This is a genomic window from Pseudomonas sp. NFIX10 (assembly GCF_900111955.1).
In the GTDB taxonomy this organism is placed as follows: domain Bacteria; phylum Pseudomonadota; class Gammaproteobacteria; order Pseudomonadales; family Pseudomonadaceae; genus Aquipseudomonas; species Aquipseudomonas fluorescens_AA.
Window position 1 is genome coordinate 86,623 of sequence record NZ_FOKH01000017.1, and the last position, 20,789, is coordinate 107,411.

A 20,789-nucleotide genomic window follows, 5' to 3' on the forward strand; every position below is an offset into this window, starting at 1 on the left:
AACTTGGCCTCCACGAAGTCACAAGCGTTGGGGGCAAGCGTCATGCAGGCAGTAGACTTCAACTCGGACATGGGCGAAGGCTTTGGTCCCTGGACCATCGGCGATGGCGTCGACAATGAGCTGATGGGCTTTATCAGTTCGGCCAACATCGCCACCGGTTTTCATGCCGGCGACCCCAGCACCATGCGCCGCACCGTCGAGCAGGCCAAGCGCCTGGGCGTGGCCATCGGCGCGCATCCGGGGTTTCGCGACCTGGTTGGTTTTGGCCGTCGGCACATCCATGCGCCGGCCCAGGAACTGGTCGACGACATGCTCTATCAGTTGGGTGCCCTGCGTGAACTCGCCCGGGTTCAAGGCGTGGCCCTGCAACACATCAAACCCCACGGCGCGCTCTACATGCACCTGGCCCGCGACGAAGAGGCCGCCCGTTTGCTGGTGGAAAACCTCCAGCGCCTGGAGCCGGAATTGCTGTTGTATTGCATGCCCGATTCGGTGATCTGGCGGGTTGCCACGGAACTTGGCCAACCGGTGATTCGCGAGTTCTACGCCGATCGCGAATACGACCTCAGCGGCTCCATCGTCTTCACTCGCAATGTGCGGGCCTACGACCCGGCCCACGTCGCCGAGCGAGTGCTGCGTGCTTGCCAACAAGGCGTGGTGCGCACCGTCGAGGGCGAAGACCTGGCGATTGAATTCGATTCCATCTGTTTGCACAGCGACACGCCGGGCGCCCTGGCGTTGGTCGAAGCCACGCGTCATGCACTGGGTGGCGCGGGCATAGAGGTCCGAGCACCGCGCTGAGACCGAACGAAAAACACCTGGCACACAGACGCCAGGGTTTGCCCACCGATTCACTTTTTGCCTGCCTTTCTATAACTATTCCAAGAGGAACAGACATGGCTGAACACACTGTAATCACCCCGTTGCCGGGGACCTTCTACCGTAAAGCCTCTCCGGAATCGGCGAACTTCGTCGAGGTCGGCGCGCAGGTCAGCGCCGACACGGTCATTGGCCTGATCGAGGTCATGAAGCAGTTCTCCGAACTGACCGCCGGGACGGCTGGTCGCCTCAATGCCTTCTTGGTGGAAGACGGTGATCCGGTGGAGCCGGGTCAAGTCGTCGCAACGCTCGACGACGAGTGAGGGGGCGATCATGACCCAAGCCATTCGTAAACTGCTGGTCGCCAACCGTGGCGAGATTGCCGTGCGGATTATCCGCGCCGCCAAAGAACTGGGCATTCCCACCGTTGCTGCGTGCAGCGCGGCGGACGTCGATTCCCAGGCCGCGCGCATGGCCGATGAGGTGCTCATTCTTGGCCCGGCCCGTGCCGACAAAAGTTACCTGAACGTCGAGGCCTTGCTCGGCGCCTTGAAAGCCACGGGCGCCAACGCGGTGCATCCCGGTTACGGCTTTCTGTCGGAGAACGCTGATTTCGCCGAAGCGGTGGTGGCTGCCGGCGCCATATTCGTCGGCCCGAGCGCGGAGACGATCCGGCGTATGGGCGATAAAGCCGAGGCACGGCGTACCGCACACGCCAATGGCGTGCCAGTGGTGCCGGGGTCGCCGGGTGAATTGTTCGACCTCGAGTCGGCGCTGAAGGCTGCTCAATCCGTTGGCTTCCCGTTGTTGATCAAAGCTTCGGCCGGTGGCGGCGGGCGCGGTATTCGGCTGGCGGAAAACGCCGAGCAACTGAGCGAAGAATTTCCCCGTTCCCAGCGCGAAGCCCAAGCGGCGTTTGGCAATGGCGCGGTGTATCTGGAGCGATTTATCAGCCGGGCTCGGCATATTGAAGTGCAGGTGTTGGGCGACGGTCAGCACGCGGTGCATTTGTTTGAGCGCGAGTGTTCGCTGCAACGGCGCCGACAGAAAATCTTCGAAGAAGCGCCGTCGCCAGTGCTCAGCCAACAGCAGCGGGAAACCCTCTGCGAAAGCGCCGTGCGCCTGACCGAATCGTTGGGCTACAAGGGTGCCGGCACCCTGGAATACCTGTATGACGACGCCACTGGCGAGTTCTTCTTTATCGAGATGAACACGCGGATTCAGGTGGAGCATCCGGTCAGTGAACTGATCACCGGCATCGACCTGGTCCAGGCCATGTTGCGCATCGCTGGCGGCGAGCCGCTGGGCTTCAAGCAAAGTGACATTCGGCTCAACGGCGCCGCCCTGCAAATGCGCCTGAACGCTGAGGACCCGGCGCGGGATTTCTTCCCGAGCCCAGGCCTGGTCGAGGAACTGATCTGGCCGAGCGGCGAGGGCATTCGCGTCGATACGCATCTGTATCAAGGCTACCGTGTGCCGCCGTACTATGACTCGTTGCTGGCCAAACTGATCATTCACGGTGCGGATCGCGCCGAAGCCCTGGCCCGAGCGCGAATGGCGGTGGCGCACACCACGCTCACCGGCATGGCCAACACCTTGGCGTTGCACGGTGAATTGCTGGAACAACCGTGGCTGCACAGCGCCGACTTTCACACCGGCACTCTGGAAACCTGGTTGACCGAGCGCCGCAGCGGAGGTGAAGCATGAGTACTCCCATCCGCTACAGCTTTGGCGCCGATGAGCATTTGTTTGCCGAAGTCAGCGACAGCATGTCCCTGGACGCGTTCTTCAAAGGCTTGGCCGTCACCCGCGCCGTGGAACAGCAGGCGCTGGATGGCGTGCTCGATATCTGCCTGGCCAACGCGTCATTCCAGATTCGTTTCGACCCGGATCGCATCGCCCCTCACGCCTTGCTCGAAGCGGTAAAAATCGCCGAGGCCGGAGCCGTTGCCGAGCGCACGTTGCAGACGCGGATTATCGAGATTCCGGTGCTCTACAACGATCCCTGGACCCACGAAACCCTGATGCGTTTTCGCGACCGCCATCAAGACCCGAGCGCCACGGACCTGGAATACGCCGCACGAATCAACGGTCTGGCCGACGTCGATGCATTCATCGCGGCCCACAGTGGCGCGCCGTGGTTTGTCTCGATGGTTGGCTTCGTTGCCGGGTTGCCGTTCATGTTCCAGATGGTCGAGCGCGAGCGTCAGTTGCAGGTGCCCAAGTACCTGCGCCCACGCACCGACACACCGAAATTGACCCTTGGTCACGGCGGTTGCTTTGGTTGCATTTACTCGGTGCGTGGCGCCGGCGGTTATCAGATGTTTGGCGTCACGCCCGCGCCGATCTACGACCCGCAACAAAACCTCGCGTACCTGAAAGAACACATGGTGTTTTTCCGTCCAGGCGACATCGTGCAGTTCAAACCGATGGACCGTGAGGTCTACGACCACGCGGTGGCCGAAGTGGAAGCCGGTTGCTTTGATCTGCGGATTCGGCCGGTGGAGTTTTCGCTGGACGCGTTCCTCGCCGATCCCGTTGGCTATCCCAAGTCGTTGCAGGAGGTGTTGGCATGATCAAGGTCCTCAAACCCGGTCTCGCCACTTCGGTACAAGACCTGGGGCGCGAAGGGTATTACCACTTGGGCATTCCGCCGTCCGGCGCGCTTGATCATTACGCCTTGAGTGCGGCCAATCAATTGGTCGGCAATCCGGCAGGTTTGGCGGCGCTGGAATGCACGCTGCTCGGGCCTGAGTTGGAGTTTCAGCAGGATGCATTGGTGGCGGTCAGCGGCGCGCACATGACGCCACGGGTCGATGGCGTGGAAATGCACCACGACACCGCGTTCACCGTGAAGGCCGGGCAAGTGCTGCGCTTTGACTTTCCCAAGGCGGGTGCCCGCGCTTATGTGGCGGTGGCCGGCGGCATTGATGTGCCGGTGATGCTCGGCAGTCGCTCCACCTATGCGCTCGGCGCACTCGGCGGTTTTCAGGGGCGACGCCTGATTGCAGGCGACGAATTGCCGGTGGGCGTCGCCAGTGGCAAGAGCCGCGCCGGGGCCAGTTTGCCCATGGCGTTACGGCAATCGTTGGGTGGCGAAATCACCCTGCGGGTGGTGCCCGGTTTGTACGACCACCGCTTGACCGAATCGGCGGCGAAGCGCTTTTTCGCCGAGCCGTGGACGGTCGGTTCGGAGGCCGACCGCATCGGCTATCGCTTCAAGGGCGGCAGCGCACTGAGCTTTCAGCCCCGGGAGCAGCCGTTTGGCGCCGGTTCCGATCCGTCGAACATCGTCGACAGTTGCTACCCGATCGGCTCGATCCAGGTGCCCGCCGGGCTCGAACCCATCGTGCTGCACCGTGATGCGGTGTCCGGTGGCGGCTACGCGATGATTGGCACGGTGATCAGCGCCGACCTCGACTTGATCGGCCAGATGCAACCCAACCAGAAGGCCCGCTTTGTCGCGGTAACCCTCGAAGAGGCGCTGCAAGCGCGACACTCCTATAAGAAAAAACTCAACTGCCTGAGCAAGCTGTTCCCTTCCTGATTCTGCCCGCCGTCTAGCGCGGGCCATGCCAAACGGTACGCCAACGCCGCACTTCGGTGCGGTGACGGCTACCCGCGCTTCAACCTTTGACTGGTTTTGGAGTTCACGCATATGGCTGCTTTATCGCAATCGAGTCAAACCGGGCAAGACCCGGCGCATCATCCTGTGCCCACCGAAGCGCGCATGGGTCGACTGTCCCTGACCATGGCCTGGTGGGCGGTGTGCAGTGCGATGTTTTACATCGTGGTGGGTGCTTCATTGGCGTTGTCGTTCGGTGCGCGCAATGCGCTGATCGGCATGGTCCTGTCGGTGATCAGTTATGGACTGGTCAACAGCGTGCTCAGCCGCTTTGCGGTTCGCAGCGGTTTGTCGGTGGCGTTGTTTTCACGGCTGTTGTTCGGCAGCACCGGGGCGTGCTTGGCGACGTTGATTTTCTTCTCGACCGCGATTTATTACGCGGTGTTCGAAGGTTCGGTGATTGCCGTCGCGCTCAATCACCTGTACCCGGAACTGGTCTATCCGCTGGCGGCATTGGTGGTGGTGCTCTACAGCGTGCCAATGATCCTGGGCAGCGTGCAGCACTGGCTGGACAAGCTCAACGGCCTACTGCTGCCGGTATACCTCGGTGGTTTGCTGGTGGCGGTGGGGCTATCGATCAGCCGTTATGGCTATCAGCCGCAATGGCTGGAGTTCGGCCCGGCAACGCCTGGTGCATTCGGCTGGTGGGATTGTTTTGTCGCCTACATGGGCGTCTGGGTGTTGATGCTGTTCACCTTCGACTATGCGCGTTTCGGCAAGCCTGAAGATGCCGAGTACCACGGTCGCTGGAACTTCGGCATGCCGTTCTACGCGGTGACGTTTCTGCTCAACGGCGCGGCGGGCATTTACCTGGTCAGCAGCATTCCCCACGAAGGCGCGCTGAACGAAGTCTCGGTGGTGATGGCGATTTTGCAGTTGATGGGCCTGTGGGGATTGCTGTTTGTCTGGGCCACGCAAACCCGGATCAACACCGCCAACTATTACTTGGCGACCCTGAACATGCAGGCGTTCTTCGGTCGATTTGGCCTTCGCGGTTCGTACCTGATGTGGGCAGTGGCGGTGGGGGTGATCGTCTACGGTTTGATGCTCGCGGACGTGTTTGCCTACATCCTCAAGGCGTTGGCCTATCAGGGGATTTTCGTGGTGGCCTGGGTGGGTGTGGCGTTGGCGCAGATTGTCTACGGACGCAGCGACGTGGCAGCGCTGGAGCGGGTGGCCGCGTTTAACCCGGTGGGCTTGACGGCTTGGTTTGGCGCCACCGCATTGGGCCTTGCGTTGATGTTTTCCGGCGCCGGCCCGAGCAGCTTTTCCGCGCCATCTACCGTGATAGTTGCATTTGCCTTGCAAGCAGGCTTGTCCCATCGAAGCCGGTTGCGGATACGGTTGGCAGAGTAGAGTTTTGCAGTCACTCACCCCATACCTGCCTGCTCTAACTAGGTAGAGCAGGCAATGGGAAGCTCATTACAAATTCGCTGAATGCTTTCCCGAATTGGGTAAGCAGGCTCCGCCGCTTTATTTTCGACGAATGCCTTCCACATTCATCGTTAGACCTCGCCGGCACTCGTCCCTCGAGCTCGTGGTCAGGCGCGCTTGGAAATTAGCCGAAACTGCAAGACTAACAATCGTTAGGTAGGTGTTGACTTGGAGGAGAATGAGGAATAGATTCGCTCATACCTAACAAGCGTTAGGTAGATTTTTTTTCTTCCTTCTGGAGCTGACCATGACCGCTAAACTGCAACTCTTCACCTCTCCATCCGCCTTCCCCAACCCTCAACGCCTGCGTCTGTTCATGCATGAAAAGGGAATAGCGGACCTGTTCGAAGAAACGATTTATGACATGGCTCCCGGGGGGAACAGCGTGGATGGCGTCACCTCAATATGAATCCATGGGGTGAAACGCCCACGCTGAAACTCGCGGACGGCAGTTTCATTTCCGAAACGGCAGCTATCGTTCGCTACCTCGATCAGTCCTATCCGGGTCGCAAGATCATGGGCGAGACAGCATTGGAGCAAGGGCTCGATAACATGTGGGATAACCGGGTCTGGGTGCATATCCTTTACCGGATTGTGACGGCGTTTCACGTGTTGCACACCGGGTTGGGCTTCAAGCTTGAACTGACGAAGAATGAGGCGTGGGGCGAGCACTGTCGCAAGGAAGCGTTAGCCCATGCAGCGTTGGTCAATCGTCATCTGTCCGATGGCCGTGAATGGTTGCTGGGCGGCAGCGCTCCAACCTTCTCTGACATCACTCTGGCAACCGCGATTGCATTCTCCAAGTTCCCGGTCAACGCCACCCCTTTGGATGAGCGTTTCGAGTTCATCGACGCCTATTGGAAGCGCTGGCAGAAACGCCCAAGCTTCCAGGCTGCCTACGCTGATCGGAGCAGCGGAATTCCGGAATTGGATTCGCCGTCTAAGTGATCTCGCGTTGTGGGAGTAGAGTCGTCGGGACCGCAATGCATGGCGCTCCCGGCGGAGCTATTTCTGACTCGGGGCGCCAGGGATGATGGGAGGTGTGACAAGGTGCCTCCTCTGCATGAGTTGAATTGATAACGTCCGATGACAGATGCATCGCGCGGCTACCTAACAAAAGGTAGGCTTTTGATTTAGCATGGTGGTCTTCCGATCACTCGACCAAAGAACAAAGGCAAAGCAATGACGATCAACGCCCGAGAAGCCATTCTGCTGGAGGCGAGAAATATCGCTCAGTCCCAAGGTTACAACGGCTTAAACTTCCGCGATCTGGCCAGTAAGGTTGGAATCAAGCCCGCGAGTATTTATTACCACTTCCCGAGCAAGGCTGATCTTGGTTTTGCTGTCGCCAGGCGGTATTGGGAAGACGGCGCGGCGGCACTCGAGGCGATCTCTCAGGAAACGCCAGATGCTCTCGAGGCCCTGCGTCGTTTTCCCGAGATTTTTCGTCGCTCACTTGAGGCCGATAACCGTCTCTGTCTGGGCAGCTTCGTGGGCGCTGAAACCGACAATTTGCCGGCAGAGATGACTCAGGAAATTCAGGCTTTTGCGGAGGTGAATGTGGCTTGGCTGAGCAAGCTTCTCGTAGCCGCCAACGTATGCGAGCCAGAAGACAGTGAGAAGCGGGCCCGTGCGATTTTTTCGGCCGTGGCGGGTGCTCAGCTTATTGCCAGAAGCCGATCGGACATTTCGCTGTTTGACACGCTGATAGATACCTATCGTGCATATGGACCATTGCCAGCATAAGTGGCTGCTACCGCGACCCAAGGCGGACACTCCCTCGACTTCTGCAAGGTTTACAAGAAACCGTTGCGCAATCTGGTGCGAAATCCTTTTTGCCAGGAGATCTTGATGTACGGGCAATGGACACGCCAGTGACAGCTTTCGATAGCAGCCATCGGTTACCGATAGCCTTCGACCTCAATCGGTACTTCGAAGGTCCCTGAGGTCAAAACGGACTGTTGTTGATGACGAGCCCCATCCATCGAGGGGCTCGCTATAGGGCCGTTGGTGGCAAATTGTGGAGCTTTAGTGGCCAGTCGAACGCTGGGCCTGAACGTCAGCAGCGCTAACCGGTGTGCCCATGTTTCCCCACCCTGTGCGGATGAAGGTGACCACGTCAGCCACTTCCTGATCGGATAGACGCCAAGCGAAACCCGGCATGGCGAACGCCGTCGGCGCATGCTGGTTGCCGGGGAGGTAGCCGCCAGCGAGCACGATGTGAATCAGCGATGTCGCGTCCTTGCCGTTGACGACCGAGTTGCCGGCCAGCGCCGGGAACACTTGCGCGTAACCTTTGCCATCACTGCGATGGCAAGCCATGCAGTTGTCTGCGTAGGCCCGGGCCCCGACCGCTTGCACGTTCAGGTTGGCCATCTGTTTGGCGGTGTCGGAGGCGCCTGATGCTGCGGGCGCAGGGCCAGAAGCGGGCAGGCTCTTGAGGTAGTGAGCGATGGCCAGGCGATCCTCATCGGTCAGATACTGCATGCTGTGCTGAACCACATCGGTCATGCTGCCGAACACTGCCGTACGGTCGGTGCGACCTGTTTTGAGGAACTGGGCGATTTCCGCCTCGCTCCACGCGCCCAGACCATCATGGGTGTCGCCTCGCAGGTTCTTGGCCACCCAGCCTTCCAGCGGCGCGCCACCCGAGAGGAACTGACCCTGCGCATCGGCGGACAGCGCCTTTTCTTGCATGCCAATGCCACGCGGTGTATGACAGCTGCCGCAATGGCCCAGGCCTTCGACCAGGTACTGACCGCGCGCCAGTTGAGGATCCGACGAGGCTGGCACCGTGCTCGCCACTGCCGGTGCGAATGTCCAGCGCCAGATCGCCAACGGCCAGCGCATGCTCAGAGGCCATGGGATATCGGCATCGCGGTTGGGCGTTGCGGCAGGCTTCACCGCGTTCATGAAGTAGGCGTAGAGGTCGGCGATGTCCTGATCGGAGACTTTGGCATATGACGGAAACGGCATCGCCGGATACAGGCTCGAGCCATCGCGTCGGATGCCGTGACGCACTGCCTTGTCGAAGTCCTCCAGCGTGTATTCCCCGATACCGTGCACCGGATCGGGGGTGATGTTGGTGGCATAGACCGCGCCGATGGGCGTTTCCAGGCCCAACCCGCCGGCGTAGGGCTCGCCGCCCTTGGCCGTATGGCAGGCCATGCAGTCGCCCGCGCGGGCCAGGTATTCACCCCGCTGCACCGCCTGTGGATCTACCGACGCGGCCATGGCATGCAGACTGATCGAGCCCAGGCACAATGCGCTCCACTTCAAAAGTGTGTTCAACGTTATCATCTCAGGCCTCCACCAACGGCTTGCCGGGGTTCTTCAGGTAGTGCTGTCTGATGGCATTGGCCGACCAGTAGGCGAGGGCACCGACGAGTCCCGTCGGGTTGTAACCGATGTTCTGCGGAAAGGCAGACGCGCCGATCACGAACAGGTTGGGCACATCCCAGGACTGCAGATAGCGGTTGACCACGCTGTTGGACGGGCTGGTGCCCATGATGGCGCCGCCGGTGGTGTGCGTGCTCTGGTAGAAGCGGGTGTCGTACAGCGTGCCGATCTTCTTGGCGTTGACCTGATAGGACTCAGGATTCATGGCCTTGGCGATTTCCGCCGCTTTGCCTGTCACGTACTGCGACATCTTGATGTCGTTGTCATGCCAATTGAAGGTGACGCGCAACAGTGGCTGGCCGAACGAGTCGCGATACGTCGGGTCGAGATCCAGGTAGGTGTCTCGGTAGGTCATCACCGAGCCTTGGGTGTAGATGTTCAGGCTGCGCTGGTAATTGTCGGCCACTGCGGCTTTCCAGCCTTTGCCCCAGTTCGGCGCGCCCTTGGCGACGCTGGTCTGCCCGATTGGCCGTCCGCCGGTGCGGTGGTGACCGATGTTGGCGCCGCCGATGAAACCGAGACCGGTGTGGTCGAAGTTGTCGCCGTTATAGTTGTCGATGGCCGATCCGCCCGCACCGGTGCCGATGAAGGGGTTCAGGTAGGTGCCCTTGGGCATGACCACGTTGACCGCGCCGAGCATCTGATAGGCGTAGTTCTTGCCCACCACACCTTCGCCGGTCTGTGGGTTGTAGGGCTTGCCGATGCCGGAGAGCAGCAGCAGGCGCACGTTGTGCAACTGGAACGCGCTGAGGATGACCAGCCGTGCCGGTTGCTCGGTCTCGTTACCTTGCGCATCGATGTAAGTGACGCCTGTCGCCTGCTTGCCGGTGGAGTCCAGGTTGACCTTGGTAACGTGGCAAAGCGCGCGCAATTCGAAATTCTTGCGGCGGCGCAAAACGGGAAGAATGGTGGTCTGCGGCGAAGCCTTGGAATACATGTAGCAACCGTAGTTTTCACAGAAACCACAGAAGTTGCACGGCCCCAGACGTACTCCATAAGGGTTGGTGTAGGGAGCCGATGCGTTGCCGGCCGGGATTTTGAATGGCGAGTAACCCAGGCTCTTCGCGGCGTTTTCGAACAGCGAGTCGCCATACACCGGCTTGAGCGGTGGCAGCGGGAATTCCTTGCTGCGCGGGCCCTCGAACGGGTTGCCGCCTTCGATGAGCTGACCCTTGATATTGCCCGCTTTGCCGGAGATGCCGGCGACGTCTTCGAAGCGGGTGAAGAAGGGTTCGAGCTCTTCGTAGCTCACCCCATGATCCTGAATGGTCATGTTGTCAGGAATCATGTTCTTGCCGTAGCGCTCGGTGTAATGGCTGCGCAATTTCAGGTCACTGGGCAGTGGACGCCAGGTCAGGCCGTTCCAGTGGAAGCCCGCGCCGCCAACGCCGTTGCCCAGCAGGAAGGTGCCTTGCTGGCGATACGGAACCGCGACGTCGGAGGGCGTATGCCGAATGGTGACGGTTTCCTTGGACAAGTCCTGATACAGCTTGCCGCGCACCGTGTAGGCGAGTTCGTCGATGACTTTCGGGTAGCTCGCGTCGTCAGGGGTGTCTTGATCAGGCCCACGTTCCAGGGCGACCACGTTCAGCCCGGCCTCGGTCAATTCGGCGGCGAGAATCGATCCCACCCAGCCCAGACCGACGACCACGGCATCGATTTCCGGTTTCTTGATAGCCATCTGCCTTTACCCCTTGAGTCCGTTGATGGACACAGGGCCGAGCGGATACCGCTCGTTGGGACGATCTACCCAGTCCATGAAATCTGCGCGCGCACCGGGGAAGCCGATCATTTTCCACGCTGCCATGTGTTGGTTGCCGCCGTATTTGGGGTCGGCGAAATAGCCTTCCTTGACGTTTTTCAGCAGCAGCGCGAAGAACATCTCGCCCGGCACGTTATTCAGTTTGAGCTGGCCTTTTTCCAGCGCCGTCAGCGTCGCGATCCGGACCTGTTCAGGCAGCTCGGCGAAACGCTTGCCATGGGCGCTCTGGCAGACAGCGTCGACCTCCGCGATGCCCAGGCGATAGATCTCACGCGGCACCAGCTTGAACTGGAAGCCCATTTCCACAGGTTGGTCGGTGATGAAAGGGCCCTGCATGTACCAGAGTCGGCCATAGGCGTAAGGGGTTTCCATCTGGCGGTCAAGAAACTCGGGAACGCCCGCAGACACTGCGCCAGGACCTTCTTCGTCTTCGGGGATGATGACAGCGCACGCTGCATTGACGAATTGCCACTCGGCAGCCGTGAAATAGCTTGGTTCGTAGGCATTCGGCGCATGAGCCGGTTTGTCTTCCGCGACGGCGGCCTGTGCCGGGGCCGGAGCCACTATCTGCGTCGTCGAATACCCGCCCAGGCTTACGGCGGGGATCAGAATTGCGCTTCGACGCAGGAATTCGCGTCGGGAATTGGGTGTATCGGTCATGGTTGCTCCGTCAGGCGTGCGGCAGAAGGTGCTTGTGAAGTGGCCTGTTGACCATCTTGGACGTTTGGGAAATTCAGGGAGGATCCGGCGCTGTGGACGCGTTCGTTAAACGGCCACAGCTGCATCCGGGCGAAGAATGGTATCTCAGTGAAATGGCAAATAATAGAATGTCGTTTCACTAATTCGTTATTTTAACCACGGCTTATATTTTGAAACCGGCCACCAGGCGCGTAAGCGAGTGGCCCAGTTGCTCCAGTTCTTCGCTTGCCGAGACGGTCTGGCGGGCCTGCTCGGTGGAAACGATCGACAAATTGCGAATGTTGATCAGGTTGCGATCCACTTCCCGGGCCACCTGGGCCTGCTCTTCCGAAGCGCTGGCGATCACCATGTTCTGCTCGTTGATCTGCAGCACACTGTTCATGATTTCCCGCAGGGCATCGCCGGACTGACGTGCCAGGGTTCGCGTCTGTGTCGCTTGCTCGGTGCTCTCCTTCATGGCGGAGACTGCGTGATCGGAGCCCTCCCGGATGGTGGTGACCATCGATTCGATTTCGAAGGTGGATTGTTGCGTCCGGGCCGCCAGGGCGCGCACTTCATCGGCCACCACCGCAAACCCGCGACCCGCTTCGCCGGCACGCGCCGCTTCGATTGCAGCGTTCAGCGCCAACAGGTTGGTCTGTTCGGCGATGCCGCGGATGACATCCAGCACTTTGGCGATTTCACGGACGCGCTCGGCGAGGCCTGCCACCCGTTCCGCGCTTCGCGCCGCGTTGCGCTCCATGGACTCGATCGCTTCGATGGTTTCACCGACGCGAGCGTTGCCTTGCTCGCTGGCCGAGCGGGATTCTTGCGAAGCCTGCGAGGTGGCCACCGCGTTGCGTGCCACTTCCTCCACGGCGGCGGTCATCTCTGTAACAGCGGTCGCCGCCTGCTCGATTTCATCGTTCTGTTGAGCCAGGTTCTGATTGGACTCCGAAGTGACCGCCCGCAATTGGCTGGACGAGGACGCAATAACTTCGGCCGAGCGCGCAATTTCCTGCAAGGTGTTCTTGAGGTTGGCCTGCATAGTCAAAAGCGTGCCGTTGAGTCGGGTGACTTCATCCCGGCCGTCTGTTTTGATCGTTTGCGTCAGGTCCCCCGCCGCCACTTTTTCTGCCGCCGACAGGGCGATGCCGATAGGGCGCACGATGCTGCGACTGATCAGGATGGCCACGGCGATTGTGATCAGCACCGCGAGCACGATGATCAGCGCGACATTGTTGCGCGAGCTGCGGTAGGTCTGGGCTGACTGTTCGAACAGCTCCTTCATGTTGCGGTTGTTCAGATCTGTGAGTTCGTAAAGCTTGGGAAACGACTGTTCAGAATTCTGTCGCAGCGAGCCATTGAGTAGTTCGATCATTTCTTTTTCACGACCTTGCTTGCCCAGCTCGATCAGTTGACGGATACCCGGCTCGGTCGCTTGCAGAAGTGGCTTGATGGTTTCAAACAGTGCGCGCTCGTCTGGATTATCGATGCTGGCCGAGTAGGCGGCCTGCGCTTCGCTGTATTTCTTGAGCTGGATTTCCAGGCGACGGGTGCTGTCTTCGCGCATTTCCGCAGAGGGATAGAACGCTAGCTTGAGCGAGTTGACCCGCAGACCCAATATGGCTTCGCGCATGGCGCCCAATGCAGCTGACGAGGGGATGCCGGTCTGCTGGATGGTGCGATTGGTGTTGTCGATGAGGGACATCTTGAACAAGCCGTAGAGGCCGACGATGACCACGATGGAGGCGATCAATGTAAAGCTGATCGCAGATCGTGCAGAAATGGAGATATTGCGGATCATGGTGCGAACCTCGGCGCGAGATAAAGGATGAACCTGCCACGGGTGTGGAAACATCTTTATGTCGGCGTAGGCGCTTAACTCTTAAGGGTTTAATGAAACGATATTTCAAAATTGTGGTAATGCCTGTAACCCTTGGCTTCCAGAAGTGAGGTCGGGGGGCATTGGCGTGAGCACAGGTGGTAACGTGTAACGCAGGGATTAGTCCCGTCCGGTAGCTATCCACTTTCAGCTATCGGATAATGCCGTCCAGTTTCGCTTTCGACGTTCAGTCAGTCGCCAAGGAGAGTCAACGATGGTCAAAACGCGTCCGCGCCCAGCGGTCAACGGTGTGGCATCAGCCGATCGGGTGCTCACCGTTCTGTCCGCATTCCGGATCGGCGATACCGCTTTGAATCTTGTCGAACTGGTCGAGCGTACCGGTCTGATCAAGAGCACCATCATGCGGCTGATGGTTTCTCTGGAGACGTATGGTTTCGTCAATCGGATGGCTGATGGTCGGTACATGCTTGCCAGCGAAGTGATGCGCCTGAACGCGGTGTATCAGGAGGCGCTGGATCTGGAGCGACACGTCGTGCCCAGGCTGCACCAGTTGACCGACGAAACGGGCGAGACGGCCTCTTTTTACGTGCGTCACGGCGCCTATCGTCTTTGTCAGTATCGGGTCAACTCACCGCACCGCCTGCGTTTGCACCTGCAGCAAGGGGAAATGCGCCCCATGGATGGCGCGGCGGGCGCTGAGGCGTTGCGAACGCCGTTCAGCCGTGCAAAGGATGGGCTGGAGCCGCTTTACTCAAGCGGCGCCACCGACCCACACGCAGCCTCGATGGCTTTGCCGATCTACGGTCCGTTACAGGAAGTCATCGGTGCTCTGGTGCTATCCGGCCCGGCGGCCCGACTGACCAGCGACTATGCCAAATCCATCCGGAATGTATTTGTTGCAGTGGCTGAGGACCTGACTCGCAGCCTGGGCGGCAAATCCACTCGAGAGGAAAAGGGCATGCATCACGCCCCAGCCCCGGAAGATATCAACTGAAGCCGTACAGGCTGACCGGGTTGTCCCGCAGGATACGTGTCCGGTCGTGCTCCGATGGCGCCCAGTGGTAGAGCAGATCAAGAATGTCTGCATCGTTGGGCTTGTTTTCGGCCGCGGTGGGGTGGGGCCAGTCGCTGCCCCACAGCATTCTTTCCGGGTTTATTTTCACCAGCGCCTGCGCAACCAGTCCAACGTCGCTGTAGCTGGGAGCGCCAACCTTGGATCGAATGTACGGGCCTGACAGCTTGACCCACGTGCGCTGGTTGTCCAGCAATCGAGTTATTGCAGCGAACGCATCCGACTTCACGCCCTCTGGCTGAGGCACATGGCCCATGTGATCGATGACCAGCCGGGATGGCAGCTTCGCCAGACGGCTTTCCAGATCGGTCAGTTGCGTGCCAGGCGCAACGACCTGCACGTTCCAGCCCAGTTCGTTGACGCGCGCCGCCAGTTTTTCAAGATCGTCAAGGTTGGCGCCGCCGTAGCTCAGGTTGAAACGAATGCCGCGGACGCCCGCAGCGTGGAGTTCTTCCAGCTCCTTGTCGGCAATTGTGCCCGCGACCACCGCAACGCCACGAGCGTCGCCTTTCGCGTCTAGCAAGCCATTGAGCATGACCCGGTTATCGGTGCCATAGGTAGACGGTGTAACAATGACCATGCGCCTGACGTGAAGGCGTTGCTGCACCTGACGATAATCCTCCAACGAGGCATTGGGGGGCAGCAAAGTGGCCCCCGATGCTGCCGGATAATGATCATCGTACAGGTGCATGTGGCAATCCACGCTTCCTGCCGGAGGTACGAGCAAAGAGCTGTTTTCGCCGCTGGAATAGCGGAATCCCGCAAATGCATTAAGCGACATGAAGGCCCCGAGTGAAACGCTACCTTGAACGAACTTACGTCGAGTTATGGCCATGCTGAACTTCTCATTGTTGTTGTGGCGTTCGAAAAGAAAAAAAGGTGCTCAAGTTCAACCTCGGCATCTGGGCAACCGTTTGCGCTAAAGACCAATGTCATGAGGTGCGCGAGATCGTCCTGGTTTTCGATCATCAGCTCGAACCAGCGACGCAGCTTGACGCCACGTTCTTTGGCGGTCAGTGCACGCTCTTGGCACGGTGCCCAGAGTCTCGTTGTTTAACGGGTCGCCTTCAGACGGACGCGCTACGCTCGCGTAGTTCCATGTTGAGAATGCGGTCATTCTCGGAGTAGTCCACTGGGCAATCGATCACGTGCACACCCGGTGTCTTGATGCAATGTTCCAGTAGTGGCAGCAGGCCGTCGGCGCTTTCCACGCGGTGGCCGTTCGCACCGTAGGCTTCGGCGTATTTGACGAAGTCCGGGTTGCCGTAATCCAGGCCGAAATCGGTGAAGCCCATGTTGGCCTGCTTCCATCGAATCATGCCGTAGGCGTCATCACGCAAGATCACAACGGTAATATGCATGCCTAGACGGACTGCGGTCTCCAGCTCCTGACTGTTCATCATGAAGCCGCCGTCGCCGCACACCGAGATGACCGGACGATCCGGGTGAACCAAGTGGGCTGCCATGCCCGATGGTAAGCCGGCGCCCATGGTCGCCAAGGCGTTGTCCAGCAACACGGTGTTCGGCTTGTGCGCCTTATAGTTGCGGGCGAACCAGATTTTGTAGATGCCGTTGTCCAGTGCGACGATGCTTTCGGACGGCAGTACACGACGGATGTCAGCCACCAGGCGCTGTGGGTAGATCGGGAAGCGATTATCGTCGCCACCCTCGGCGATCTGCTCCTCGTTGGCTTCGCGGATCTCCAGCAGGCGAGTGAAGTCCCAGTGGCTGGTGTCGGTCAGCGCTTCGCCGATCTGCCACACGGCATTGGCGATGTCACCGATCACTTCGATCTGTGGGAAGTACACCGCGTCGACTTCGGCGGAGCGGAAGTTGATGTGGACGACCTCGGTGCCGCCACGAACCATGAAGAATGGCGGCTTCTCGATGACGTCGTGGCCGATGTTGATGATCAAGTCAGCCGCTTCAATGGCGCGATGCACGAAATCACCAGACGACAACGCGGCGTTGCCGAGGAAGCGCGGATGGCGCTCATCAACCACACCTTTACCGAGTTGGGTCGTCACGAACGGTATGCCGGTCTTGTCGATCAGTTGCTGTAGAACCTTGGCGGTCATCTTGCGGTTCGCGCCAGCGCCGATCACCAGGATCGGACTGCGCGCCTTCTGCAGTTTCTCGACAGCGGCTTCGACTGATTTGTGCTCGGCCAGCGGACGACGATGCAGGCTGGGTGGGATCGGCATGCTGTCGGTTTGCTCAGCGGCGATATCTTCCGGCAGCTCGAGGTGCACGGCGCCTGGCTTTTCTTCCTCGGCGAGGCGGAAGGACTCGCGCATGCGCGCCGGGATGTTATCGGCGGAGGTGAGCTGATGGGTGTATTTAGTGATCGGAGCCATCATGTCGCAAACATCGATGATCTGGAACCGACCTTGCTTGGATTTTTTGATCGGCTTTTGCCCGGTGATCATCAGCATCGGCATGCCACCGAGATAGGCGTAGGCGGCAGCTGTGACCAAGTTGGTCGCTCCAGGGCCAAGCGTTGACAGACTGACACCCGTCTTGCCGGTCAGGCGACCGTAGGTGGCGGCCATAAAGCCGGCCGACTGCTCATGCCTGGTCAGCACCAGCTTGATCTGAGATTTGCGCAGCGATTCGAGAAGATCCAGATTTTCTTCGCCCGGTATACCGAACACGTACTTCACGCCTTCGTTTTCGAGACATTGCACGACGAGATCCGCGGCCTTGGCCATGTTACGGGGTACCTTGATCGAGGTTGTGGGGAGCCCTGGGAGGGCAAAATTAATCGAGATGACGAGCGCGTTGCTGCGTCCGATCCATGGGCGCAGCAGAAGCGCTTTTCCAAGTTCAGTTGGCGTTGATCGAGCTCGGTGCTTCAACGGCCTGCCGTCTGAGCTTGCGACCCATCAGCAGTACCGCAATACCCCCGGCGGCGCACAGGGCAGCCAGCGGCAGCATCGCCAGCGCGTAGCTTCCGGTAGCGTCGTGGATGGAGCCATAGACGTTAACCATCACGCCCCCACCAATCAGGTTCGCTAAGGCACCGACTGCTGCCAGGCCCGCCGCAGCCGTGCTGCTGGATAGCCATGTCGATACCAGTGCCCAGAACGGGCCTTTCATCGAGTAGGCGCCAATAAGCACCATGGTCAGTAACAGCACAGTGGCTGGCAGAGATGAGGTCACCAGCGCCAGCAGCAGGCCGGCGGCGATCAGCAGAAGCGTGAGCGATGTGTGCCAGCGACGTTCGTTGGTTCGGTCGGAACTGCGCCCCCAGATGATCATTGCGACCGAAGCGATCCCGTAAGGAATGGCATTGGTGAAACCGATCTCCAGGTTGGACAGACCGAAGGTCTTGAGCAACTGAGGCGCCCAGACGCTCATGGTGCTGCCTGCTGCGGATGCTCCGGAGTAGATCAGCGCCAGCACCCAGATGTCCTTGTGCTTGAGCAGCTTCCAAAGCGACATGTGACCGATGTTGGTTTTGCGCTGCTTTTCTTCATCTAGTCGGTTGACCAGCCAGTTGCGCTGCTCCTCGCTGAGCCATTTTGCCTGCTCTGGACGGTCGGTAAGAACGAACAAACACGCGATCCCGAGCAATACAGCAGGGATGCCTTCCAGAATGAACAGCCAATGCCAGCCGCGCATGCCCATCCAGCCGTCCAGCGTCAGCAGGAAACCGGACAGGGGCGAGCCCAGGAAGTTGGCGCCGGGAATGGCAACCATGAAGATCGCGACCATGCGAGCCCGGTAGGCCGAAGGCAGCCAATAGGTCATGTACAACAGCACGCCCGGGAAGAAGCCAGCTTCTGCAGCGCCCAACAGGAAGCGCATGACGTACAGCGAGTTGGCTCCCTGGACGAAAGCGGTACCTGCGGAAATGATGCCCCAGGTGATCATGATGCGGGCGATCCAGATTCTTGCGCCGAATTTCTGCAGCGCAAGGTTGCTGGGCACTTCGATCAGAAAGTAGGAAACGAAAAACAGGCTGCTGGCAAAGCCGAAGATGGCTGGCGTCAGGCCCAGGTCATGGTTCATTTGCAGCGAGGCCATTCCGATGTTGCCCCGATCGATGATTGCGATCAGGTAGCAGACGATTAGAAAGGGCAGCAGCCGCCAGGCAACTCGATGCATGGTGGCGCGTTCGAGTTCGCTGACGGGGGCGGTGGCAGGCTTTACGGCCATTGTGCTCTCCTGGGCTTATTTTTTTTGGAGAAACGATTCGGAACGGACTCGTGCCGCCGTTCTGCGGCACTCATACGATCGTGAGGTCAGTCATTCATCAAGTGACGATTTACGACGCATCTAGGGTCCATGGCTTCACATTCCCAGACCTTGATGACCTGTTGCAGGGCCAGCAGACCGACGCGGTCGCGGGCTTCGCTGGTGTTGGCGCCAACATGGGGTGTCGCCACCAGGTTGGGCAAGCTCCAGAGTTCGCTGTCCGCAGGTGGCGGCTCAGGGTGGAATGTATCCAGGCCTGCGCCTGCGATCTGCCCGCTGCGCAGTGCTTCGACCAGAGCCGGAGTGTCGACCAGCTCGCCGCGAGCGGTGTTGATCAGAATGCTGCCCGGGCGCATGCGCTTGAACTGGGCGGTGCTGAACAGGTTGCGATTCTGGTCGGTGAGCGGGCAGTGCAGGCTGATGATGTCGCTGCTCTCGAGCAGTCTGTCGAAATCGTCTTCACGCTCGACATGCGCGCGATCAGGCAGGGCTTTCAGGAAGGGGTCGTAGACCTTGACCTTCATCTGCAGCGGAGTCACCAGGTCCATCAGGATTCCGCCAATCGAGCCCAGACCGATCAGGCCCAGGGTCTTGCCAAAAAGCTCGGTGCCGTTGGCCGTCGATTTGTCCCAGTGACCGGCACGCAGCCGCGCGTCTTGGTAGGCAGTCTGACGTGCAACGCTGAACAACAGCGCGAATGCGTGTTCTGCCACCGACTGTGCGTTGGCGCCCACAGCGATTGTGACCGGCACGCCACGCTCTGCCGCGGCCTGAATGTCGATGGAGTCATAGCCCACGCCGTGTTTGGCAATCGCTTTGAGATTGGCTGATGCCTTGATCATCTCCGCTGTGAGCTTGCCTTGGCGAACGATGATCGCATCCGGCTGCTCGTCACGAATGATGGCGGTCAATTCTTCCGCGGGCATATAGGGCGTGGTGGGAATGATCCGGATGCCCAGGCTGTCGGCGTGGTTCATGGCATCGGCTGTCAGGGCAGGGCCTGTCAGCAAGATTTTGCGAGTCATGGATATCTACCTTGTTTTTATCGTGAATACCGACCCATGAGGTCGTCATGTGCTGAGATTAAACCTAGCACAATGAAATGCCATTTCAATACAGAAAATAAATTTACGACGAAAGGCCTAGGATATCGAGATAAAAATCGTTGAATGCTAAATAATGAAATGCGATTCTATTATTTCGGCCGGGTATTTCCCGTCGGCACACCACAATTTTAAGAGAGAGATGCCATGTCTATCGGATTCCGAGTCCTGAATGCCACACGTAAAGTCAGCGCGGAGTGGATTTCACGCTATCGCGAAGTACCCGTCGCCAACGTGAGCGATTCCATGCACCGCATGACCGCCGGTGGTGCACGTCTGCGGCCTATGCACCGTGAAGGCGTGCTGGCGGGAGCTGCACTGACGGTCAAGGCGCGGCCGGGCGACAATCTGATGCTGCATTACGCGATCGACATCGCCCAGCCTGGCGATGTGATTGTGGTCGATGCAGGTGGTGATCTGAGCAACGCTCTTATCGGCGAGATGATGGTCGCCTACGCCGTCAAGCGTGGCGTGGCTGGCATCGTGATCAACGGGGCCATTCGTGATGCCGGTAGTATCGGCGCCGGTGATTTCCCATTGTTCGCGGCAGGCATTTCCCATCGCGGTCCTTACAAAGACGGTCCGGGTGAGATCAATGTGCCTATTGCTATCGATGGCATGGTCATTGAGCCGGGCGATCTGGTGATCGGTGATGAAGATGGTCTGCTCTGCGTGCCGTATGATCACGTGGCTGAGGTGTACGAGCGCGCCACCGCCAAGCATCATGCGGAGCTCAAACAAATGGATCAAATTGCTCGGGGCGAAAACGACCGCAGTTGGGTCATCGAAGTTTTGAAAAAGAAGGGCTGTCAGCTGCCGGAGTAATTCGGCGTGAATGCATGACCATGTGC

General features: G+C 59.4%; 17 protein-coding genes and 3 pseudogenes. 10 read left to right on the plus strand and 10 right to left on the minus strand.

Annotated features, from left to right (window positions below):
* The first annotated feature begins 42 nt into the window (after positions 1–42).
* The 8 genes and pseudogenes from BM321_RS16905 (at position 43) to BM321_RS16940 (ending at position 7,624) form a co-directional block, all read left to right on the plus strand.
* Positions 43–801 carry a 5-oxoprolinase subunit PxpA gene (locus tag BM321_RS16905; protein ID WP_092443482.1) on the plus strand — a complete coding sequence of 253 codons (759 nt, stop codon included), beginning with the start codon at positions 43–45 and terminating at the stop codon, positions 799–801.
* 95 nt (positions 802–896) lie between these two features.
* Positions 897–1,142 (plus strand): acetyl-CoA carboxylase, encoded by a 246-nt coding sequence (locus BM321_RS16910; RefSeq protein WP_092443484.1) that lies wholly within the window; start codon positions 897–899, stop codon positions 1,140–1,142.
* Positions 1,143–1,152: 10 nt separating this feature from the next.
* Entirely contained in the window at positions 1,153–2,526 is a 1,374-nt protein-coding gene (locus tag BM321_RS16915) for an acetyl-CoA carboxylase biotin carboxylase subunit (protein WP_092443486.1), read from the plus strand.
* Positions 2,523–3,395, plus strand: a complete 873-nt coding sequence (locus BM321_RS16920) for a 5-oxoprolinase subunit B family protein (protein ID WP_092443488.1) — start codon at positions 2,523–2,525, stop codon at positions 3,393–3,395. Before BM321_RS16915 ends, BM321_RS16920 begins: the two co-directional genes overlap by 4 nt.
* Positions 3,392–4,366 (plus strand): 5-oxoprolinase subunit C family protein, encoded by a 975-nt coding sequence (locus BM321_RS16925; protein WP_092443490.1) that lies wholly within the window; start codon positions 3,392–3,394, stop codon positions 4,364–4,366. The genes BM321_RS16920 and BM321_RS16925 overlap by 4 nt, the downstream gene beginning before the upstream one ends.
* 111 nt (positions 4,367–4,477) lie before the next feature.
* Positions 4,478–5,800 carry a purine-cytosine permease family protein gene (locus BM321_RS16930; protein WP_092443492.1) on the plus strand — a complete coding sequence of 441 codons (1,323 nt, stop codon included), beginning with the start codon at positions 4,478–4,480 and terminating at the stop codon, positions 5,798–5,800.
* A 325-nt stretch (positions 5,801–6,125) separates the two neighbouring features.
* Positions 6,126–6,826, plus strand: a pseudogene (locus BM321_RS16935) (glutathione S-transferase family protein).
* A 234-nt stretch (positions 6,827–7,060) separates the two neighbouring features.
* On the plus strand, positions 7,061–7,624 hold the full coding sequence (locus BM321_RS16940) for a TetR/AcrR family transcriptional regulator (RefSeq protein ID WP_092443494.1): 564 nt from the start codon (positions 7,061–7,063) through the stop codon (positions 7,622–7,624).
* A 282-nt stretch (positions 7,625–7,906) separates the two neighbouring features.
* Here BM321_RS16940 and BM321_RS16945 read toward each other — a convergent pair whose 3' ends face one another.
* The 5 genes and pseudogenes from BM321_RS16945 to BM321_RS31335 form a co-directional block, all read right to left on the minus strand.
* Positions 7,907–9,178, minus strand: coding sequence for a c-type cytochrome (locus tag BM321_RS16945; RefSeq protein WP_092443495.1), 1,272 nt, complete (start codon positions 9,176–9,178; stop codon positions 7,907–7,909).
* A gap of 1 nt (position 9,179) precedes the next feature.
* Positions 9,180–10,958, minus strand: coding sequence for a GMC family oxidoreductase (locus BM321_RS16950; RefSeq protein ID WP_092328618.1), 1,779 nt, complete (start codon positions 10,956–10,958; stop codon positions 9,180–9,182).
* A gap of 6 nt (positions 10,959–10,964) precedes the next feature.
* Complete coding sequence (locus BM321_RS16955) at positions 10,965–11,699, minus strand: gluconate 2-dehydrogenase subunit 3 family protein (protein WP_092443497.1); 735 nt, start codon at positions 11,697–11,699, stop codon at positions 10,965–10,967.
* A 202-nt stretch (positions 11,700–11,901) separates the two neighbouring features.
* A complete protein-coding gene (locus tag BM321_RS31330; RefSeq protein WP_371856631.1) occupies positions 11,902–12,765 on the minus strand; it encodes a methyl-accepting chemotaxis protein in 864 nt (287 codons plus the stop codon).
* A pseudogene (locus tag BM321_RS31335) lies at positions 12,760–13,578 on the minus strand (MCP four helix bundle domain-containing protein); the annotation flags it as partial. The gene BM321_RS31330 and the pseudogene BM321_RS31335, both read right to left, overlap by 6 nt.
* Before the next feature lie 238 nt (positions 13,579–13,816).
* On the opposite strand from BM321_RS31335, the gene BM321_RS16965 reads away from it, so the two are divergent.
* A complete protein-coding gene (locus BM321_RS16965; protein ID WP_092328611.1) occupies positions 13,817–14,557 on the plus strand; it encodes an IclR family transcriptional regulator in 741 nt (246 codons plus the stop codon).
* On the opposite strand, the gene BM321_RS16970 is transcribed toward BM321_RS16965, so the two are convergent.
* The 5 genes and pseudogenes from BM321_RS16970 to BM321_RS16990 form a co-directional block, all read right to left on the minus strand.
* Positions 14,550–15,416: an amidohydrolase family protein gene (locus BM321_RS16970; RefSeq protein WP_256573491.1), complete on the minus strand. Its 867-nt coding sequence runs from the start codon at positions 15,414–15,416 to the stop codon at positions 14,550–14,552. The genes BM321_RS16965 and BM321_RS16970 overlap by 8 nt on opposite strands.
* A 101-nt stretch (positions 15,417–15,517) precedes the next feature.
* Positions 15,518–15,658: pseudogene (locus BM321_RS16975) on the minus strand (aldehyde dehydrogenase); the annotation flags it as partial.
* Between the two features lie 44 nt (positions 15,659–15,702).
* Positions 15,703–17,346, minus strand: coding sequence for an acetolactate synthase large subunit (locus tag BM321_RS16980; protein ID WP_092328606.1), 1,644 nt, complete (start codon positions 17,344–17,346; stop codon positions 15,703–15,705).
* 115 nt (positions 17,347–17,461) lie between these two features.
* Positions 17,462–18,796, minus strand: a complete 1,335-nt coding sequence (locus BM321_RS16985; RefSeq protein WP_092443503.1) for an MFS transporter — start codon at positions 18,794–18,796, stop codon at positions 17,462–17,464.
* Between the two features lie 86 nt (positions 18,797–18,882).
* Positions 18,883–19,860, minus strand: a complete 978-nt coding sequence (locus BM321_RS16990) for a hydroxyacid dehydrogenase (protein ID WP_092443505.1) — start codon at positions 19,858–19,860, stop codon at positions 18,883–18,885.
* A 225-nt stretch (positions 19,861–20,085) separates the two neighbouring features.
* Between BM321_RS16990 and BM321_RS16995 the strand changes: the two genes are divergently transcribed.
* A complete protein-coding gene (locus tag BM321_RS16995; RefSeq protein ID WP_092443507.1) occupies positions 20,086–20,763 on the plus strand; it encodes an RraA family protein in 678 nt (225 codons plus the stop codon).
* The last annotated feature ends 26 nt before the right edge of the window (positions 20,764–20,789 follow it).

What these genes read in the sequence shown, in the direction of transcription:
- BM321_RS16905 (WP_092443482.1), top strand. Translation starts at nt 43, where the DNA reads ATGCAGGCAGTAGACTTCAACTCGGACATGGGCGAAGGCTTTGGTCCC.
- BM321_RS16910 (WP_092443484.1), top strand. Translation starts at nt 897, where the DNA reads ATGGCTGAACACACTGTAATCACCCCGTTGCCGGGGACCTTCTACCGT.
- BM321_RS16915 (WP_092443486.1), top strand. Translation starts at nt 1,153, where the DNA reads ATGACCCAAGCCATTCGTAAACTGCTGGTCGCCAACCGTGGCGAGATT.
- BM321_RS16920 (WP_092443488.1), top strand. Translation starts at nt 2,523, where the DNA reads ATGAGTACTCCCATCCGCTACAGCTTTGGCGCCGATGAGCATTTGTTT.
- BM321_RS16925 (WP_092443490.1), top strand. Translation starts at nt 3,392, where the DNA reads ATGATCAAGGTCCTCAAACCCGGTCTCGCCACTTCGGTACAAGACCTG.
- BM321_RS16930 (WP_092443492.1), top strand. Translation starts at nt 4,478, where the DNA reads ATGGCTGCTTTATCGCAATCGAGTCAAACCGGGCAAGACCCGGCGCAT.
- BM321_RS16940 (WP_092443494.1), top strand. Translation starts at nt 7,061, where the DNA reads ATGACGATCAACGCCCGAGAAGCCATTCTGCTGGAGGCGAGAAATATC.
- BM321_RS16945 (WP_092443495.1), bottom strand. Translation starts at nt 9,178, where the DNA reads ATGATAACGTTGAACACACTTTTGAAGTGGAGCGCATTGTGCCTGGGC.
- BM321_RS16950 (WP_092328618.1), bottom strand. Translation starts at nt 10,958, where the DNA reads ATGGCTATCAAGAAACCGGAAATCGATGCCGTGGTCGTCGGTCTGGGC.
- BM321_RS16955 (WP_092443497.1), bottom strand. Translation starts at nt 11,699, where the DNA reads ATGACCGATACACCCAATTCCCGACGCGAATTCCTGCGTCGAAGCGCA.
- BM321_RS31330 (WP_371856631.1), bottom strand. Translation starts at nt 12,765, where the DNA reads ATGCAGGCCAACCTCAAGAACACCTTGCAGGAAATTGCGCGCTCGGCC.
- BM321_RS16965 (WP_092328611.1), top strand. Translation starts at nt 13,817, where the DNA reads ATGGTCAAAACGCGTCCGCGCCCAGCGGTCAACGGTGTGGCATCAGCC.
- BM321_RS16970 (WP_256573491.1), bottom strand. Translation starts at nt 15,416, where the DNA reads ATGTCGCTTAATGCATTTGCGGGATTCCGCTATTCCAGCGGCGAAAAC.
- BM321_RS16980 (WP_092328606.1), bottom strand. Translation starts at nt 17,346, where the DNA reads ATGGCCAAGGCCGCGGATCTCGTCGTGCAATGTCTCGAAAACGAAGGC.
- BM321_RS16985 (WP_092443503.1), bottom strand. Translation starts at nt 18,796, where the DNA reads ATGGCCGTAAAGCCTGCCACCGCCCCCGTCAGCGAACTCGAACGCGCC.
- BM321_RS16990 (WP_092443505.1), bottom strand. Translation starts at nt 19,860, where the DNA reads ATGACTCGCAAAATCTTGCTGACAGGCCCTGCCCTGACAGCCGATGCC.
- BM321_RS16995 (WP_092443507.1), top strand. Translation starts at nt 20,086, where the DNA reads ATGTCTATCGGATTCCGAGTCCTGAATGCCACACGTAAAGTCAGCGCG.